Source organism: Acaryochloris marina S15, assembly GCF_018336915.1.
GTDB lineage: Bacteria > Cyanobacteriota > Cyanobacteriia > Thermosynechococcales > Thermosynechococcaceae > Acaryochloris > Acaryochloris marina_A.
On the sequence record NZ_CP064923.1, the window covers coordinates 3328244 to 3345295 of the forward strand.

At 48.9% G+C, this 17052-nt stretch carries 17 protein-coding genes; 5 read left to right on the plus strand and 12 right to left on the minus strand.

Going from position 1 to position 17052, the window contains the following annotated elements; genetic code table 11:
- Positions 1-18 precede the first annotated feature (18 nt).
- A complete protein-coding gene (locus I1H34_RS15500) occupies positions 19-1020 on the plus strand; it encodes an ABC transporter ATP-binding protein (protein WP_212661934.1) in 1002 nt (333 codons plus the stop codon).
- Here I1H34_RS15500 and I1H34_RS15505 read toward each other — a convergent pair.
- The 3 genes from I1H34_RS15505 to I1H34_RS15515 all read right to left on the minus strand — a co-directional run bounded on the left by I1H34_RS15505 (position 1017) and on the right by I1H34_RS15515 (position 4005).
- Positions 1017-1826 (minus strand): Stp1/IreP family PP2C-type Ser/Thr phosphatase, encoded by an 810-nt coding sequence (locus tag I1H34_RS15505; RefSeq protein ID WP_212661935.1) that lies wholly within the window; start codon positions 1824-1826, stop codon positions 1017-1019. The two genes, I1H34_RS15500 and I1H34_RS15505, sit on opposite strands and share 4 nt — an antisense overlap.
- A gap of 131 nt (positions 1827-1957) precedes the next feature.
- On the minus strand, positions 1958-3688 hold the full coding sequence (locus I1H34_RS15510) for an ABC1 kinase family protein (RefSeq protein WP_212661936.1): 1731 nt from the start codon (positions 3686-3688) through the stop codon (positions 1958-1960).
- Positions 3688-4005 carry a DUF6825 family protein gene (locus I1H34_RS15515; protein WP_212661937.1) on the minus strand — a complete coding sequence of 106 codons (318 nt, stop codon included), beginning with the start codon at positions 4003-4005 and terminating at the stop codon, positions 3688-3690. Before I1H34_RS15515 ends, I1H34_RS15510 begins: the two co-directional genes overlap by 1 nt.
- 341 nt (positions 4006-4346) lie before the next feature.
- On the opposite strand from I1H34_RS15515, the gene clpS reads away from it, so the two are divergent.
- Complete coding sequence (gene clpS / locus I1H34_RS15520; RefSeq protein ID WP_212661938.1) at positions 4347-4628, plus strand: ATP-dependent Clp protease adapter ClpS; 282 nt, start codon at positions 4347-4349, stop codon at positions 4626-4628.
- Between the two features lie 139 nt (positions 4629-4767).
- On the opposite strand, the gene I1H34_RS15525 is transcribed toward clpS, so the two are convergent.
- The 3 genes from I1H34_RS15525 to I1H34_RS15535 all read right to left on the minus strand — a co-directional run bounded on the left by I1H34_RS15525 (position 4768) and on the right by I1H34_RS15535 (position 7098).
- The gene (locus tag I1H34_RS15525) at positions 4768-5130 is read right to left on the minus strand and encodes a hypothetical protein (protein ID WP_235108825.1); all 363 of its coding nucleotides are present in this window, start codon (positions 5128-5130) and stop codon (positions 4768-4770) included.
- A 108-nt stretch (positions 5131-5238) separates the two neighbouring features.
- Positions 5239-5616, minus strand: coding sequence for a hypothetical protein (locus tag I1H34_RS15530; RefSeq protein ID WP_235108826.1), 378 nt, complete (start codon positions 5614-5616; stop codon positions 5239-5241).
- A 138-nt stretch (positions 5617-5754) separates the two neighbouring features.
- The gene (locus tag I1H34_RS15535) at positions 5755-7098 is read right to left on the minus strand and encodes a 16S rRNA (cytosine(967)-C(5))-methyltransferase (protein WP_212661940.1); all 1344 of its coding nucleotides are present in this window, start codon (positions 7096-7098) and stop codon (positions 5755-5757) included.
- Between the two features lie 168 nt (positions 7099-7266).
- On the opposite strand from I1H34_RS15535, the gene I1H34_RS15540 reads away from it, so the two are divergent.
- From I1H34_RS15540 to I1H34_RS15550, 3 genes are read left to right on the plus strand one after another with little or no spacing between them, the layout of a single operon-like run.
- Positions 7267-8019, plus strand: a complete 753-nt coding sequence (locus tag I1H34_RS15540; protein ID WP_212661941.1) for an ABC transporter ATP-binding protein — start codon at positions 7267-7269, stop codon at positions 8017-8019.
- Positions 8016-10622 (plus strand): ABC transporter permease, encoded by a 2607-nt coding sequence (locus I1H34_RS15545; RefSeq protein WP_212661942.1) that lies wholly within the window; start codon positions 8016-8018, stop codon positions 10620-10622. Before I1H34_RS15540 ends, I1H34_RS15545 begins: the two co-directional genes overlap by 4 nt.
- A 2-nt stretch (positions 10623-10624) precedes the next feature.
- Positions 10625-11746, plus strand: coding sequence for a lipocalin-like domain-containing protein (locus I1H34_RS15550; protein WP_212661943.1), 1122 nt, complete (start codon positions 10625-10627; stop codon positions 11744-11746).
- A gap of 75 nt (positions 11747-11821) precedes the next feature.
- On the opposite strand, the gene I1H34_RS15555 is transcribed toward I1H34_RS15550, so the two are convergent.
- The 6 genes from I1H34_RS15555 to I1H34_RS15580 all read right to left on the minus strand — a co-directional run bounded on the left by I1H34_RS15555 (position 11822) and on the right by I1H34_RS15580 (position 16993).
- Positions 11822-12112: a helix-turn-helix domain-containing protein gene (locus I1H34_RS15555; protein WP_212661944.1), complete on the minus strand. Its 291-nt coding sequence runs from the start codon at positions 12110-12112 to the stop codon at positions 11822-11824.
- The gene (locus I1H34_RS15560; RefSeq protein ID WP_212661945.1) at positions 12102-12434 is read right to left on the minus strand and encodes a type II toxin-antitoxin system RelE/ParE family toxin; all 333 of its coding nucleotides are present in this window, start codon (positions 12432-12434) and stop codon (positions 12102-12104) included. Before I1H34_RS15560 ends, I1H34_RS15555 begins: the two co-directional genes overlap by 11 nt.
- Positions 12435-12515: 81 nt before the next feature.
- Positions 12516-13469, minus strand: coding sequence for a hypothetical protein (locus I1H34_RS15565; protein WP_249369283.1), 954 nt, complete (start codon positions 13467-13469; stop codon positions 12516-12518).
- A gap of 69 nt (positions 13470-13538) precedes the next feature.
- Entirely contained in the window at positions 13539-15878 is a 2340-nt protein-coding gene (gene recJ, locus I1H34_RS15570; protein WP_212661947.1) for a single-stranded-DNA-specific exonuclease RecJ, read from the minus strand.
- Positions 15868-16032, minus strand: a complete 165-nt coding sequence (locus I1H34_RS15575; protein WP_212661948.1) for a hypothetical protein — start codon at positions 16030-16032, stop codon at positions 15868-15870. The genes recJ and I1H34_RS15575 overlap by 11 nt, the downstream gene beginning before the upstream one ends.
- A 190-nt stretch (positions 16033-16222) precedes the next feature.
- The gene (locus I1H34_RS15580; protein WP_249369286.1) at positions 16223-16993 is read right to left on the minus strand and encodes a nucleotide exchange factor GrpE; all 771 of its coding nucleotides are present in this window, start codon (positions 16991-16993) and stop codon (positions 16223-16225) included.
- Between the last annotated feature and the right edge of the window lie 59 nt (positions 16994-17052).

A 17052-nucleotide genomic window follows, 5' to 3' on the forward strand; every position in this document is an offset into this window, starting at 1 on the left:
TTCTCATTCCCCAAAGTCATGAATTCCGAACCTAAAGTTATACCTACATCCAGCAATCCTGCATCATCTGAGCAGACCGAACAGCAACCCATCATCCAAACCTTCAGTTTACAGAAGACCTATCGAACTGGATTCTGGATGAACAAAACGGTCACCTCCCTGCAACAATGTAGTGTTCAGGTCATGCCGGGTGAAACGTTTGGTCTACTGGGACCCAATGGTGCTGGGAAAACCACCTTATTAAAGATCCTCTTGGGTCTTGCTAAACCCTCTGCAGGCAGAGGATTTCTATTGGGCAAGCCTTTAGGCGATCGGTCAGCCAAGCAGTATATCGGCTATTTACCCGAAAACGCTTACTTCTACGACTACTTAACAGGGTGGGAATTTCTCAAATATGCAGCGGGTCTTTTCCAAATCCCTGAAAAAGTCCAAAAACGACGTATCCCAGAACTATTAGACATGGTGGGATTAGATCGTAAAACGGCTAAGAAAAAACAAATGCGACGCTATTCCAAGGGGATGCTGCAACGGGTCGGCATGGCTCAAGCGTTGATCAATGATCCGAAACTCGTATTTTTAGATGAGCCCATGTCAGGTCTCGATCCCATGGGCCGGTACCAAATGCGGGAAATTATTCTATCCCTAAAAGAGCAAGGCAAGACCGTATTCTTCAATAGCCATGTCCTGTCCGATGTGGAAATAATTTGCGATCGCGTCGCCATACTGGCTTTAGGAGAACTGATCTGCGAAGGTACTCTGGAACAACTTTTAGGTGCAAACACCCAACATTACCAAGTAAAAGGGAGAGGGGGCAGCCCAAAAGTCCTCTCAGAATTTCTGATAGATTTCGAGATGCAAGCCGAGCAATGGCACGGCCAGCTTCAAGGCGATCCACAAACCTTTATATCCAAGCTAGGAAGTATGGGGGGCACCTTGATTGAGATGAAACTCATGCGGCAGTCTTTAGAAGAATTCTTTATTAAACAACTCCGACAGCGAGGCATTCAAAAGAGCCGCTAAGCTTCGTTGAGATCACCGGTAGGATCATCGTCCATAACAGGCGTATCAGACCAACTCGAACTTTCTTCTTCTTCGCCTTCACCCAGGGCAACGAGCACCACTGTAATATTGTCTTGCCCACCTTCGTCTTTCGCCGCTTCGACTAAAGCACCTGCAACCGTCTCGCAGGGATGCTTAGCCTCAAAGAAAGGAGAAATTTGCTCATCTGCTAGCTCTTCTGTTAAGCCATCACTACAAAGCAACAACTGATCACCAGACTTGACATCCAGCTGTTGGATGCCAATTTCATCTAGCTCTTCACGTCCCAAGCACTGAGCTAGAACATGGCGCCAAGGATGGGTTCGAGCCTGATCTTTTGTCAACAAACCAGATTTAACGGCTTGAGAAATCCAGGTATGATCTTCTGTGATCTGGGCTAACTGGGATCCTCTCCATCGGTACAACCGTGAATCACCAATATGAGCGCACCAAGGTTGTCCTTGGGTAGGGAATAAAACCACTACAACGGTAGTTCCCATATCCGCCCGTGCAGGGAAGTCTTTTTGATTCTGGATAATATCTTGATTGGCTTTCAGTAGCGCTTTTTTCAATAGATCAGGTGGATTAAGCTGGTCTTGCCAATTTTCCACCAAAAACTTCTGAATGGTTTCAGCGGCAATCCGGCTCGCTTCTTCGCCACCCGCATGGCCCCCCATCCCATCCGCCACGATAAAAAATCGGCCTTCGGGCTCATCAATCCGGTAAGAGTCCTGGTTCGCCTTACGGACTAACCCTTGATCACTAAGGCCTGCAAACAGACGTTTCATATTAGTTTCAACGATTCTATAATTCCTCTACTGTGATTACCATCTGCTTCAATTTACGAAGATGATATAAAGCCTCAGACATTCAAATAGTGTAGCGAAAAAAGCACCTTTCCTGATTTGCCTCTAAAATGCTACAACATTCGTTCAAAACTGTCATAACGTTTCATTCTTAATAGAAGCCGCAGGAAGACAATAGCGGCTATGGTGGCAGCGAGTGCTGCGACCGCTGCGAGCCACACATACTTATTAACCAGCAAAATCGTTGCGGAGAGCGTAAACGTACCGATGAGCAGGGCATAGTTTGTGCCCATATGGGTTAAATTAAGTCGCCGCAAGATCCGGTCTGTTTCCACCGAACGTACCCGCATACGGAGGTCACCCTGTTCTAACTTATCCAGGGTATCTTCCATCCGTCGGGGTAAACCCAGGGCGGTATTGCTGACCTGGGCAGCCTGCCGCCCCAACTCTCCCAACAGATCACCGTTTTGATTATTTGAAAATCCACCGTTGGCCATAAGTTCTGCTGCAAAGGGTTCTGCAACCTCCATAAAGTTAAACGTGGGATCTAGCCCCCGCCCCACTCCTTCTAGAGTAGAAAAGGCTCGCATGACAAATGTAAACGTTGCGGGGAAACGAAAGGGTTGATCATAGGCAATTTCAAATAGATCATCGCCAATTTGAGCAACAGACTGTTTATCAAACGGCTGCCCCATAAAATTATCCAACATATATTGGATCGAGCGCCGGATCGGACCCATATCATCTACAGGTAATAGTGCCCCCAAATCGATCAAAGAGGCAATCACTTTATTCGCATCTTTTTGAGCAAACCCGAAAAACGTCTTCAACAGCTTCTCTCGAGTTAACGTCGTAATCTGGCCCATCATGCCGAAATCATAGAAGATTAGCTTTCCATCTGAACTCACAGCTAAGTTGCCAGGATGGGGGTCTGCATGGAAAAATCCATCCGTTAATAGCTGATACAGATAGGCTTTTGCACTGAGCTGAGCAATGCGCTTTCGATCGATACCTGCAGCGTCAATGGCATCATAATTACTAATCTTAAGACCTGGGACATACTCCAGGGTTAGCACTCGTGGCGTTGCATATCGCCAAAAGACTCGGGGCACATAGACCCATTCTTGATCCCGGAAATTGCGCCGAAACTGATCCGCATTGCGGCCTTCGTTTAAATAGTCAATTTCTTCATAGAGGATTTTGCAACATTCTTCATAAATGCCTAGCCAGTCTCTTCCAGGCCCCCATTTAGGGTGATTTTGAAAATAATGGGCAATGCCTTTTAAAATTCTCAGGTCTATGTCAAACAGCTTTTTGAGTCCAGGGCGCTGGATCTTGGCGACAACCTCTTCCCCTGACTGCAGTTGGGCACGGTGCACTTGACCTAAGCTAGCCGCAGCTAGAGGAACTGGATCAAAACTGCAAAACAACTCTGGAATGGTACGGCCAAAATCCTTCTCAATAATTCGTTCTACAATCTCGTAGCTGAAGGCAGGCACACGATCCTGGAGCTTGGATAGCTCTTCTACATACTCCGCTGGGAATAAATCTGCACGAGTTGAGAACAACTGCCCAACCTTAATAAAGGTTGGGCCCAGATCAAGTAAGGTTTCCCGAATCCAGGCCGCCTGTTTTCGCCGTCGAGTCGCTCGTTTGTCTTCCGTCATCCCTCCCGGATAACTCCAAGACTTACTCAACCACCACCGAGAGCTCAGCAGCTGCAACACAAAGGTCCAAATATCCAGGAAACGACGTTGGCGAGAATAGCTCTCTCGATTCCAGCGATAGGCTTTGGGATTTTGTTTTGGGAAAGTCAACTCAGAGGATGAAACTGACACAGGCACTAACCAGAATGGCTGCGGTAGTTTTGCAGAGCTGAACGAAGTTGGGCAATTTCTGCCCGCAACTCATCAATCGTTTCTTGTAAATCATCAGAATTAGCAGTACTGGAAGCCGACGAGTAGCTTTGGGGATTGCGGGCTGCTTCTGAGTCAGCTCTCTCCATGACCTGGTCGGTAAAATGGCGGATTTTTTCCCGTTGCTCAGCATCAAACTTACCCACATTGCTGAGGGTATCTGTCAATTGATGCTCTAGCTCTTCATATAAAACTTCAGCAGTAGCTCTACCCAAGAAAAATGCGCGGATTAGAGGGTTGGTCATGGGATAGTTACATTACGATGGCTTCGCAGAAATTATAACTTGCCTCTTTGCACTCCTGCTCTAACTTGGACCGATAGAGTCATCATGGGGCAGATGAATCCAGGCAAAAACTGGGGAGTAACACCATCAAACATCAAGACTATATCAAAGTAAAAATCAGGAAAACCTCTTGAATTGATGACAAGGGAGGGGTTACTCCCAAAAGGTTTCAAAGTTAAAATGGAGTTGTAAAAGCAATCCTTTGTCGAATACCATTCAGATTTAGGCGAACACTGCAGGAAGTCTGCAGATGTTTTAGAATCTCTCTGTTGTAATTCAATCCCTACTTGAGCCAAACGACGATGTCTGTTGAAACACTTGAAAAACGCTCTACAAGCCGAAAACTGGCACCAAAGTACCGTGTTTTGCTCCACAACGATGATTTCAACCCGATGGAACATGTCGTCCAAGTGTTAACACAAACCATCCCCAATTTGACCCAACCCCAAGCGGTCAGTGTGATGATGGAAGCTCATACCAATGGAATTGCCCTCGTCATCACTTGCGCCTTCGAGCATGCGGAGTTCTACTGTGAAACCCTTAAAATGCATGGCTTAACAAGCACCATAGAACCTGACGAGTAAGAGGCAACAAGGGCGGAAATATCAGCTCCGTCATACCTACTGATGGCCAACACACCATTCTCAATCGCTACAAATAGAATGCCTTCTTCATCCAAGGTGAGACATTTCGTTGAAGGCGAGGCTTGATGGTAGTACCAGCCTATTCTCCACTGACCATATACCAGCGCCCCTCTTTTTGGATGAGAAAAACTTTCCCATCCTCTTTGCCATGTTCGTTGTTGAGACTTACCGTTGCTTTGTCGCCATTAATTTGCGACTGGGCCAGACTTCCTTTAGAAATATCGGCTGAAAAGCGCTCCTGTAATTCCGTTTCCGCATCCCCTAGATCGCAAATTTTTTGAATTCCTTGATCTGCTTCTGGAGCACATAATCCCCTTAGTTCCTCGTAGTTTTTAGAAGTAGCAACGTCAAAAACTTTTTGAACGACCCCTTCAGGGGTTGAGTGCACCCCATGATCTGCACAAGCTGTTATCAGTAACACCAGCAAACCTAGCCGCCGCATAGCCACCATCCCTCATGCGTCATCTATCTTTAGCCCATCAGGTTCAAGGCTAATTCCACCAATTTTCGGGGTAGACCTCAAACCTAATTCATCAAACAAGTCTAAATACTACTCTTGGAAACGCTGCAAATACCAACTGCCATTTTCCTGAATGAGTTCAAATTGAAGGGAATTTTTTTGATTCGGACTCATGACTGCTTTTACAGTTGCCGTATAGCCGCTAAATTCTGTACTTCCCCTTATTTTTGCAGTTAAGAAGCGATCTATAAACTTCTCTTTTTGATCCGGTTGAGCTTCAGAAATTTCGCAGATAATGTTAGCCGTCGTTTCTGCCTGGGGGGCACACAAACGATTCAGCTGCCTGAGGTCTTTTGTTTTTGCCGAATCAAAAATTCTTTGAATCACCCCTTCAGGGGTAGATTGAGTACTCCCCTGACAGGCAGTAATGGTCAGTAGTGAGAAAAATAAGATGAGCTTTCTCAGCATGAGATAGAGGCTCGAAAAAGGGGGCAGAAGTGATTGATGTGGCAGATTATACACAAAATCAGATTTCGAGACCTAAACGTAAAACCTCGTTTTATGAAGTACCAATAACAATTATCAAACTGGGTATCATTTATGGGTTCACTCACCCTGCACCTGTCGCAGGATGGCCATAAAGAATCCATCCATTTTTTGCTGATGGGGCCAAATCTTGAGGTTACTGGGTGCCCCTACAGTTGGCACCCGATCAGTCCTGGGCTGCTGGGCTTGCCATTGGGGCATTTGCGCCAGAAATTGGTCAATTATGTTTTCATTTTCTTGGGGCTGGAGGGTGCAGGTGGAATAGAGGAGCGTCCCTCCAACCTTCACCCAACGGGCACTATTCAGGAGTAGGTCTAGCTGCAGCTTTGATAGGTCTTGAGTATGGTCTGGAGTTTGACGCCAACGGGCATCGGCATGGCGATGTAAGGTGCCTAAGCCTGAGCAGGGAGCATCCACCAACACGTAGTCTGCCAGAGGAATCTGGTCTGAGAGTTGCCGACTGTCCCCGGTCCAGATTTGGACTGCATCGATCTCTAAACGTTGCAGATTTTGCTTGAGTTTGCGTAGACGAGACGGGGTGCGATCGCAAGCCCAAATCTCTCCCTGCCCCTGCATCAGCTCAGCCATATGGGTGGTTTTCCCGCCCGGTGCCGCACAGACATCTAGGGCAATAGCTCCTGGTTGAGGATCCAGCAGATGCCCTACGAGCTGGGCGCTCGCCTCTTGCACGGTCCACAACCCCTCCTGGAAACCCGGCAGTTGCGGAATAGGACCTGATTTACCTTCAATTCTGAGGGCTTGGGGCAAATGAGGGAGTGGAGTTGTTGTTACCCCTGCTGCTGCAAGTAGGGATCCGACAGACTCCCGATCCGTCTTCAGGGAGTTAATCCGTAAATCAATATGGGGAGGCTGGTTGCAGTAGTCACAGAGTTGTTCTGTTTCTTCTGGCCCCAGTTGGTTATTCCAAGCCTGCACAATCCAATCAGGATAGCTATATAAGATGCCTAATCGCTGAATGGGATCGGAGGGTAATTCTAGAGGGTCATTATGGTTGGCTGCGGCCCGCGTATATTGTCGGAGCAATCCATTGACCACCCCCGACAACCCCGACAGTTGGTTCTGCTTGGCTAGCTCTACGGTCGTAAAAATAGCTGCGGCATCGGGAATATGGTCTAGATAGCGCAGTTGATACAGCCCGAGATGGAGTAAGGTCCGCAGATCAGGGGGCTGCTGATGGGCAGGCTTTTTGGCAAATTGATCAATCAAGGCATCCAAAGTGCGTTGACGGCGGACACTGCCGTAGAGCAGCTCAGTCAAGAGGCGGCGGTCCAGATCGAGTATCGTTTTTGGCATCACCCGACTAAGGGCAACGTCCGCATAGGCTCCTCGATGAACTGCTTTGAGGCCTTGATAAGCCAGTTGTCGAGGATTGGAATTGCTCATTAAGTCCTTGGGGAAAACAGACTACCGCTTAGACTTACCACGAAACCCGCTCTAGGGCAGTCCTTAGAATGGCGGTCTTGCCAGTCGCTTCCCTTGCTCTACTGACCGAATAGCCTCAAAATGTTAACCTTTGTAAAGGAATTTCATTCTCCTTCAGGTTAATTCACGATGGCTCGGTCTTCCCCTCTACAAACGGCAACTTCAGGTTCAGAGCCTGATAACGCCCAGGCTTTTATTCAACTGGATAAACTGGCTAAGTCTTTCCAAGAAGGAATGGTTGACCGTCAAGTCCTGCGAGAGATCACGGCCACTTTTACTGCCGGTGAGTTTGTGGTCCTCTTAGGTCAAAGCGGCAGTGGTAAAAGTACGCTCCTGAACTTAATCAGCGGCATTGAACAGCCCACTACTGGACAAGTCACCATCAACGCCGTGGGTTTATCTGAATTGAATGAGCGTGATCGCACGTTGTTTCGCCGTGATCGCATCGGTTTTATTTTTCAATTTTTCAATCTCATCCCCACCCTGACGGTGCTGGAGAATATCACTCTGCCCCAGGAATTGGCAGGGGCATCCCAAGGGGAGGTAGCGAAAAAAGCGATCGCACTTCTGCAGCGGGTCGGTCTCGAAGATCGCGGCGATGCTTTTCCTGACAAACTATCGGGGGGGCAACAGCAGCGGGTGGCCATTGCCAGGGCCTTAGTCCATGATCCAATGCTGGTCTTAGCCGATGAACCCACCGGAAATCTGGATGAAGAAACGGGCCAGATTGTCCTGGACCTGCTGCTAGAACTCACCCGCTCCGCTCAGAAAACTCTAATTATGGCCACCCATAACCCCGATATTGCCAAGCTTGCCGATCGAGTGGTGCGGATGCAGGATGGTCATTTGGTGGAAGACACTCGACTGGGGACCGCCTCATGACCGCAACCATCGAACCCCAAAGTTCCAATCGTCCCCTATGGCGGATGGCCTGGCGACGGTTTCAGCAGCGCTCGTTGCAATATATTCTTTGCCTACTGGGGGTGGCCTTGGGCGTGGCCATGCTGGTGTCTATTGACCTGGCCAATGGTTCGGCTCAAACCGCCTTTGAGTTGTCTACGGATGCGATCGCAGGTCGCGCTACCCACCAAATTGAATCGATTGCTCCTGCAGGTATAGACGAGTCCGTTTATCTACAAATTCGCCAACAGGCGGGCCTTACCAAAACAGCTCCCATTGTGGATGGTTATGTCTTAGCCCCTGACTTAGGCAACCAACCCATGCGCTTAGTGGGTGTGGATCTATTCTCGGAACCGCCCTTTCGCAATTACTTTGCCCCCGAGAATCAAACCGTGGGGTTAGCGGGACTGCAAACCTTTTTGACCGAACCTAATACCGTTGTCATTTCCACAGAGGTGGCCCGACGCTATCAGGTGGACTTAGGCGATACCCTCACCCTCGATTTAGCGGGGCGACGGGTTCCGGTGCGATTAGTGGGTAAGGTACAGCCGGAGAGCACCACCACCCAGCGGGCCTTAAGCAGCCTGATTTTTACGGATATTGCCACGGCCCAAGAAATTTTGCAGAGGTCAGGGCACCTCAGCCATATTGATCTGATTGCTGAATCAGAGGGGGATTTGGATGCGATCGCAACCCTGCTACCAGAAGATGCCAGACTAGAAACCGCCGCTTCTCAGAAAAATGCCGTGCGGCAAATGACGGCAGCCTTTCGCCTCAATCTCACTGCCCTGAGTCTGCTGGCCCTAGTGGTGGGCATGTTTTTGATCTATAACACGGTCACCTTTAGCGTGGTTCAGCGCCGCCCCCTGTTTGGTGTGCTGCGCTGTATAGGCACTACCCCTAGACAGCTTTTTACACTGATTATGGGTGAAACTGCCATTCTCGGAATTCTCGGGTCATTCCTAGGACTGGGATTAGGGATTGTACTCGCTCGCAGTATTGTCGGTCTGATCACCCAAACCATCAACGACTTTTACTTTGTGGTCAGTGTCCAGCAGGTGGCCATTCCCCCCATTCTGTTGGTGAAGGGGATGCTGATTGGGATTAGCTCGGCTCTGCTCGCCGCTTTGGTGCCTGCCATAGAAGCCATGCGCACCAGCCCTCAAACCATCTTGCAGCGCTCTTCCCTGGAAAGTAAAGTGCAGCGGCTTTTGCCTTGGCTCTTCCTTAGTTGGGTGGTGATTACCCTGATCGGCATTGGCCTATTGCGACTGCAAGCGGGATTAGTGGTGGCCTTTGCCGGACTCTTTGCCATCGTTCTTGGCTCGGCACTGCTAACGCCCCCCGTCACGGCTGCTTTGATGAAGCTGGTGCAGCCACTCACCCAGTCTTTAGGTGTACTAGGGCGGTTAGCCCCTCGGGATATTGTTCGATCCTTGAGCCGGACTTCAGTTGCGATCGCAGCCCTAATGGTGGCGGTCTCAGTCATTGTCGGCGTCTCGATTATGGTGGGTTCCTTCCGGGTCACCGTGGTTCAATGGCTGGATCAAACCCTGCAGGCGGATATTTATGTAACGCCTCCCAGTACCACCGCTAACCGGGTCTTAGGCCAGCTCGATCCAGCCGTGGTGGCCGAAATGAAGCGTTGGCCAGGGCTAGAAGATGTGGTCACCTACAATGATGCCGATGCCACCGTTACTGCCTTTACTTATGGCGACGAGACCTTAGAGATCGAACGATCCATCAAACTGATTTCTGCTGAAGGCGATGTCTCCCACGGTCAGCGTCCCTATGCCTGGCGGCAAAACTCTATTGATCCGTGGCCTGCCCTGGATCGGGGTGAAGGCGTGATTGTCTCCGAAGCCTTGCTCTTAAAAGCTAATTTAAGCGATCCACCCACGGCAATTACGATTGATAGTCCTCAAGGTCCGCAGACCTTCCCGATCTTGGCGGTATTTTATGACTATTCCTCCGATCAAGGCACGGTAATTTTGGACAACGATCCGTTTATCCAGATCTGGGGGGATGAAGGGGTTGCTTCCATGGGCTTGTTTACGGCCCCCAATATTGATCTAGATACCGTCGTTGAGGATCTGAGAGAACGGTATCAGGGCCGCACGGACGTGGTGGTGCAATCCACTCGCAGTCTCCGGGACGGCTCCCTAGAAATTTTTGATCGCACCTTTGCCATTACCCAAGCTTTGCGTTTACTGGCCGTGATCGTGGCCTTTATCGGGGTTCTGAGCGCTTTGATGAGCCTGCAGCTAGAGCGCACCCGCGAAATTGGCATTCTTCGAGCCACGGGCATGACGCCTCAACAGCTCTGGTGGATGACCTTGCTGGAAACGGGGTTAATGGGCAATGTGGCGGGGTTTCTGGCCATGCCCCTCGGCTACGTGCTGGCCTGGATTTTAATCTATGTGATTAATGTGCGGTCCTTTGGCTGGACCCTGCAAATGCAGCTCAATCCCAGCTATTTCTGGCAGGCGTGGCTAGTGGCCATTGTGGCTGCTTTATTAGCAGGAATATATCCGGCTTGGCGATTGAGTCGGGTCACGGTGGCAAGTGCAATTCGGGAGGAGTAATCATGCAGCGATGGCTAATCAGTTTTGTTCTCAGCTTATTTTTAATCAGCAGTCCCGCTTGGGCAATGGAACAGGGCACGGTGGAATGGGCAGCCCCCGCAGAGTTTCCCGAGTTTCAAAAAGCAACAGCCCCGATCAAACTCTCGTTCCCCAAGGACTTCGGTCCCCATGAAGACTACCAAACCGAATGGTGGTACTACACGGGCAATCTAGAAACAGAATCTGGACGTCCCTTTGGCTATGAGCTAACTCTGTTTCGCCGGGGTCTTACGCCTGGTTTGCCTGACCAGCAGGGATCGGCTTGGCACAGCAATCAAGTCTATTTCTCCCACTTCACCCTCAGCGATATTGACAATCAACAGTTTTACCCTGTGGAGCGGTTTAATCGCGGGGCCGCAGAGCTGGCAGGAGCACAGGCCAATCCCTATCGAATTTTCTTGGATGACTGGTCTGTCGAAGAAGAGCAACCAGGAACAGTCCAACTTCATGCCCAAGGACCACAAACAGAACTTAACCTTCAGGTATCACTAACAACTCCTGTTCTGCAGGGTAATAACGGTTTTATTGTCAAAGGGGCTGAGCCAGGAAATGCTTCCTATTATTACTCTGTCGTCCAGCAGCCCACTCAAGGAACGGTCATTATTGAAGGAGAACCCTTCACGGTCTCAGGTTCTAGCTGGACGGATCATGAATTCGCGACCAGACCGCTTAGTCAAGGGACTCAAGGTTGGGATTGGTTTTCCCTGCAATTAGAGGAAGGTTCAGCGTTGATGCTTTATGGTCTTCGTTCAAATGATGGCTCTGACTTACCAGAATCCAGTGGAACCTATGTTAATTCTGACGGCAAGGTACTGCATTTGAACGGTGAGGATTATCAAATTCAGGTCTTGGATCGATGGATCAGTCCTAAATCTCGAACCCAGTATCCATCCAAATGGGCTATTTCTGTTCCCAAGCTTGATTTAGAAATCCAGATAGCACCGATGATGAATAATCAGGAACTACTCCTATCTACAAAGTACTGGGAAGGAGCAGTTGACATTTCAGGAACTCAATCAGATCAACCGATTCAAGGAAAAGGGTACGTTGAGCTTACGGGATATGACCGCGATCTCAACTTATAATCCATTTGAATGGGGTTTTCTCCTAGATGATTTCCTGGAATGGAGTGTTCACTTTTTCAAAACGAGGTCAAGGTACTATTGTTCTGGAATTAACGTCACTTCTAAACGACAACCCACAGCCTTGGCATATTTTCTCAAAGTGGAAAGCGACGGCGAATGCTTCCCACTACTCAAAGATGATTCTAGTCGAGTCACCGCTGTTGCCTTAGTCCCCATTTTTTGGGCAATATCCGCTTGGGTCATACCTGCTTGCTGACGGGCAGCAAGCATTTGTCTTAACAGACTAAACTCTTCTTCTAACTTGTTATATTCCTCAGCGACTTCGAGTTGTTCTAAGGCTTTGGCCTTTAGTTCTTCATGGGTCATGTTTCAACACCTCTTTTAGTCTTCGACGGGCGATCTGCAGTTCTTGCTTGGGAGTCTTTTGAGTCTTCTTCACAAAGCTATGCAGCATCACTATTTTTTCACCCACCAGGGTGCAATAAAACACTCTCGCAATTCCTTCTTTGCTCTTGACCCTCAGCTCAAATAGGCGATCGCCCATTGATCGGGTGTGAGGCATCCCCAGATTGGGACCAAACTCTAGCATGAGGTCGGTGAGCCTCAAATATCTAGCTAGCAAACCTGGAGGGAGAGCAAGTACCTCAGATTCAATTGCTTCAGAATAATATTGGATATTCCATGCCATAAAGAAAACATAACATATTTGTTATCTCATAGCTTTTCCCAACCTTAAAGTCAAAATTCAGTACTTGTTCAAGACTGCAGACTATTTCAACGACTGCTGAAAGGTTTGTGCCATTGCCTTAAATTCGGGCAGATAGTTCTTAGCTTGCTGTTGGCCTACCATTCCAGCCATCAGAATATATCCCCCTTCATCCGGGAAAAGCATGACCTGATACACCATCAAGTGAGTTTGAGATTTTTGATCTTTGCCCGTCGCTGTCAGTTCATAGCCCTCTAGCCCATCGATGGTTATAGGAATCGTGGTCTGGACCGATCCAATTTCAGTTTGGGCTGTTTCCAACAACCGTCGTCGTGCATATTCTTTACGATTCCCAACGAATACCTCCCCAATCGATAACGCCACAATAAACATTGGATCATTCGGGGTAGCAGTAGGAATTGTTCCATTTCGGGTGAATAGGGCTGTATTCCCCATTGCCACCCCTTGGACTTGGGCTAGGTCAGCTACCGCTTCAATCTTAAAGGGAAGTGGAGCTGCTGCCATTCGAGAAGGTTCAATGGACTGAAGAACCGTTTGCAGTGAGTGTCTCAGCTTAGATGCATGAGACTGGGGAGAGGTGGCCACAACCATCGTTGTCCGTTTAGTATCGCCAAAGAGAACAGCCCACTTCAGAAACTCCTGACCATAGGCCTGCTGCGAAAAATATACCTTTACTCCAGCTTGCCCCTTCACTTGAGTTAACTCCTTGGAGTGCAGGGTCATTCCTTTTTCTGCTAGCGCAGTCTTCGTAAACCCTTGAGTCACTTCAGCAAAAGGTCCCGGAATGGCTAACACCATCACCGATGCCCCAGTGGAAGGCTGCTGAAATCCATAGAAGCTTTCTGCTGTCTCAAAGCCTGATGGCTGAAGAATAGCAACCCCCACATCTGGGAAAGTAACGAGAGAGGGGGCTTCCTTCGCAACTTGTGCTTTTAGCTTTGCAGGGGCTGCTAGCAGGGGAATCCAAGCTATGGCTGCAATAAGTTTTCGGAGCATGATGGATGAAGCAATCAGAAAGGGAAGGGCGTTGAGGAAATCGTGGTGGTAGCAAAGTTGCGATCGCACCTAGGGAATCGCATCGTCAGGGTCCTGGTGCTCAGCAATAATCCCACCCATCACCTCCACCGAAACGGCTTGAAAGAACTGCTGCTGAAACTGCTCTTCTCGTACCGCATCCACAAATTGAAGAATGGCCTGCTGACGCTCTTCAGACGTCAAGGTTTTAGCAGATGGCTTTCCACCAATTTGGATCAGATTATTATGGTCACACACCGTAAAGCCGTACACCTGCAAACTTTCCAAGCCAACTTGCAAAGCCTGGGGGCCAATCTTCAAACTTGCCTGTAGCAAAGCCCGGCTGCCCTTTTTCTCCAACCGCGCTAAGTACTTAGCCATCCCCACTAATTGCTTCCATACGGCCACTGCATCGGGGGCATCAGAGCCTTGATAAGCGACCGCTAAGGTCTTGCCCACCGTTTGGGCCTGCTTCGCCCAGCTTTGGACCGTGGCCCAGGAATCAGGACAGCGGTCCATCACCAACAGATTCGGATTGGGTTCAGCTTCATCTGGATTCTGCCGCCAATCGACGATGGAGGAATTTAAGGTTTGGGTTGGATGCTTTGCCGCAGGTCGTACCGCTTCTAGGCGTACCTCATATCGTCTTTCATAGGCATTAAAATCCAGCTCTACAATTGCATCACAAGAGCCAGTGGGAATCTCTTCTTTATAATGGCCCCACCATAATCCTGGAAACCCTGATTCACATGAATCATCACAGATAGTGAAAGTGGTTTTGATGTATTGGACCTTGTTGCCCTTACGATCTTTGATATTTTTATTCCAAACCTGATCAAACCAGCAGTTGCGAATCAGCAATTTAGGCACTGGGTTGCCCATTCCACAGGGTTCTAGGAGTTTTAATTCCTTAAAAAGTGAACGCCCTCCATCGATGGCTACGTCATCTAAAGTCATGACCAAATCTGCTTGGACAACGGCGGCGGGTTCGGAGGCCTGCTGACGAGCCTGCTGATTAATCCCTTCCACCAGCAGCGAAATATTGGCAACGGGCAAACTCAATCCTGCAGCAAAGGGATGTCCACCAAAACTCGTCAGCAGGTTCGCCTGACTATGCACCAGTTCATAGAGATCGATCTGATTCACAGACCGGGCTGATCCACGAGCAAGGCAAACATTGCCCTTGCCTGCCACGGTTTCTTCACACAGAAGAATTGTCGGTCGGCCATAGGTTTGAGCAATCTGACCCGCCACTAATCCCAATACACCAATCGGCCATTGCGGATCACTTAAAACAATGACGGATGTGGTAGATAGATCCAGTTGTTCGAGCTTGCGGGTGACCTGCCTCAGCACATCCTTTTGGAGAGATTTGCGGCGGGCATTGGCGAGTTCAGTTTCTTCTGCTAACTGCCGACAGCGAGCGGGATTTTTGCTGGTCAGTAACTCAACACAAAAACTAGCTTCGCCATGAATGCGGCTGACCGCGTTGATGCGGGGGCCAAGGCCAAAGGAAATATCGGTGGGGCGATCGCCATTGCGTTTACACAGTTCCAAGAGCTTGGCAATGCCGGGTCGAGTTCGTTGGGTAAGTTGCCGTTGCAGCTGCTGAATCCCCCGTTGGGCCAAGTAGCGGCAATCTCCTTTTAGAGCAACCAGATCGGCAATCAGACCAATCGCCACCAAGTCTAATAGATGGTCTAGGGGCTGCTGAGGAACCTCGGGCAAAGCCAGGTAAAGAGCTTCCACCAACTTGAACGCCACTGCCACTCCAGACAGATGGGCTAAAGGATGATCGGAAGGGAAATACCGCGAGTTAATAATGGCGGTCACAGGAGGCCGTTCCGGGGGCAAAGTATGGTGATCCGTAATGATCACATCTAACCCCAACTCTTGGGCATATTCAATTTCAGAAAGATTGGTACTCCCGGTATCGCAGGTAACGATGAGTTGGTAGCCTTGCGCGGCTAACCGCTCAATTCCGGGCCGATTGAGACCATGGGATTCAGTGATGCGATTAGGAATCGTATACGAGAGGGAGTGATTCTGGGTAAAAAATTGTCCGAGTCCGTCCCAGAGGACAGCAGTTGAGGTGATGCCATCGGCATCGAAGTCACCCCAGATGGCTACTTTTTGGTTGCGATCACGGGCCTGTATCAGCCGTTGAATCGCTTGTTCCATTTCTGCCCCAAAAGCAGAAGCAGGAGTGGGTTGGTATTGGTTCGGGTCTAAAAATCCGGAAATAATCTGAGGGTCGTGAATCCCTCGCTGCCAGAGTAATTGAGCTAAATATTGACCGGATATCTCTGGCGCTACACGTTGAATATCAGCAATCAGCCACTGCGGTGGCGTTACGGTTTGAATCAGATGCCATTGAAGGTCAGTGGGCATTCGCAGTTGTGTGAACAGAGTTTTGCTCAATTAGCTCATCCACTAAAGAGGAATAGTGGTGGACACCAATCTCTCCTCTAAGATAGCGCTGATACACCTCGGCGATGGCCTGCATAAGGGGCTGACCTTTGTGGGCTAATGTAGTTGTGCTCATGATGTACCGATCCCTTTTGTTAATAGTGTCAGTTAAGTCAGTTCAGACTTGTTTTTCGAATTAACTAAACAATACCGAGATCACAAACCAAACAAATCCGGAAAAATACGGATTATTTAGAAGTACCCTAAAATCTCATTTGGGAGAAAGACAAAAAGTAGACGAGCAGTTACTTTGACACCCCTTCATCTCACACAGGCGACACTTTTGCTCGGTATAAGAGCTGCTCACCCTGACGATAGCCAACATAGCGAATTCGGACTGCATCTCCTAGTTTCAAGGCCTGTTCAGCCATCGACACAACCTGGTGCCACTGGGGATCATAGGTCATTTCAGCTCCCACTTCGCCAATCGGAACAACCCCCCAAGACCCTAATAATTTTTCCAGAGGCATCAGTAAAGGCAACAATTTTATCGCCGGGGCATCCGGGTTTTTACGGGCAGCATAGGCCGCAGTCGGCCATTGCAATAACAAAGATTCTAGAGCCTGAATCGTGGATTTTTGGTACTCCATTAGCAGATATTCTTTCTGGGTCTGGAGCTGCTGCTGCTGGCGTTGGTATTCCTGTTGCAGCATCACAACCTTTTGCTGAAGTTCTTCATGCTTATGATCAGAGGAGTCAGATTTTCTACGCAAATTTACGGAGATCGGCTGATTTTCTCCATCTTGAAGCTGCAATCTCCGTATTCCCACGGAGTTATTGGGAGAAAAGTTGGATAGCAATACTGCCAATTCAACTTGGAAAACCTCACTCAAAAAGAGAACCTTTTGTAACCGCAAATCCAGAATTCGACCTTGTCGGATCCAGTTAATATTCGTTCTCGAAAGACCTGAGATTCGGGACAGCTCAGCAAAGCTCTTAAACCCCGATCGTTTCATCAAGTCGATCAGTATTGGGGTGTAGTCAGGAACTCCTGAAGCGTTATTTACCATCCACTCAGCCAACCAAAAACCTTGCATTCCAGAATGCAACATTTTATAGAACCACTGCAAACCCACAGGCAAACATGCTGGGTTGC

Bases quoted from the DNA above. Each gene is read 5' to 3' on its own strand.
- I1H34_RS15535 (WP_212661940.1), bottom strand. From the start codon at position 7,098: ATGAGCAATTCCAATCCTCGACAACTGGCTTATCAAGGCCTCAAAGCA.
- I1H34_RS15530 (WP_235108826.1), bottom strand. From the start codon at position 5,616: ATGCTGAGAAAGCTCATCTTATTTTTCTCACTACTGACCATTACTGCC.
- recJ (WP_212661947.1), bottom strand. From the start codon at position 15,878: ATGCCCACTGACCTTCAATGGCATCTGATTCAAACCGTAACGCCACCG.
- I1H34_RS15540 (WP_212661941.1), top strand. From the start codon at position 7,267: ATGGCTCGGTCTTCCCCTCTACAAACGGCAACTTCAGGTTCAGAGCCT.
- I1H34_RS15505 (WP_212661935.1), bottom strand. From the start codon at position 1,826: ATGAAACGTCTGTTTGCAGGCCTTAGTGATCAAGGGTTAGTCCGTAAG.
- I1H34_RS15525 (WP_235108825.1), bottom strand. From the start codon at position 5,130: ATGCGGCGGCTAGGTTTGCTGGTGTTACTGATAACAGCTTGTGCAGAT.
- I1H34_RS15560 (WP_212661945.1), bottom strand. From the start codon at position 12,434: ATGGCATGGAATATCCAATATTATTCTGAAGCAATTGAATCTGAGGTA.
- I1H34_RS15575 (WP_212661948.1), bottom strand. From the start codon at position 16,032: ATGAGCACAACTACATTAGCCCACAAAGGTCAGCCCCTTATGCAGGCC.
- I1H34_RS15550 (WP_212661943.1), top strand. From the start codon at position 10,625: ATGCAGCGATGGCTAATCAGTTTTGTTCTCAGCTTATTTTTAATCAGC.
- I1H34_RS15555 (WP_212661944.1), bottom strand. From the start codon at position 12,112: ATGACCCATGAAGAACTAAAGGCCAAAGCCTTAGAACAACTCGAAGTC.
- I1H34_RS15500 (WP_212661934.1), top strand. From the start codon at position 19: ATGAATTCCGAACCTAAAGTTATACCTACATCCAGCAATCCTGCATCA.
- I1H34_RS15565 (WP_249369283.1), bottom strand. From the start codon at position 13,469: ATGCTCCGAAAACTTATTGCAGCCATAGCTTGGATTCCCCTGCTAGCA.
- clpS (WP_212661938.1), top strand. From the start codon at position 4,347: ATGTCTGTTGAAACACTTGAAAAACGCTCTACAAGCCGAAAACTGGCA.
- I1H34_RS15545 (WP_212661942.1), top strand. From the start codon at position 8,016: ATGACCGCAACCATCGAACCCCAAAGTTCCAATCGTCCCCTATGGCGG.
- I1H34_RS15515 (WP_212661937.1), bottom strand. From the start codon at position 4,005: ATGACCAACCCTCTAATCCGCGCATTTTTCTTGGGTAGAGCTACTGCT.
- I1H34_RS15580 (WP_249369286.1), bottom strand. From the start codon at position 16,993: ATGCAAGGTTTTTGGTTGGCTGAGTGGATGGTAAATAACGCTTCAGGA.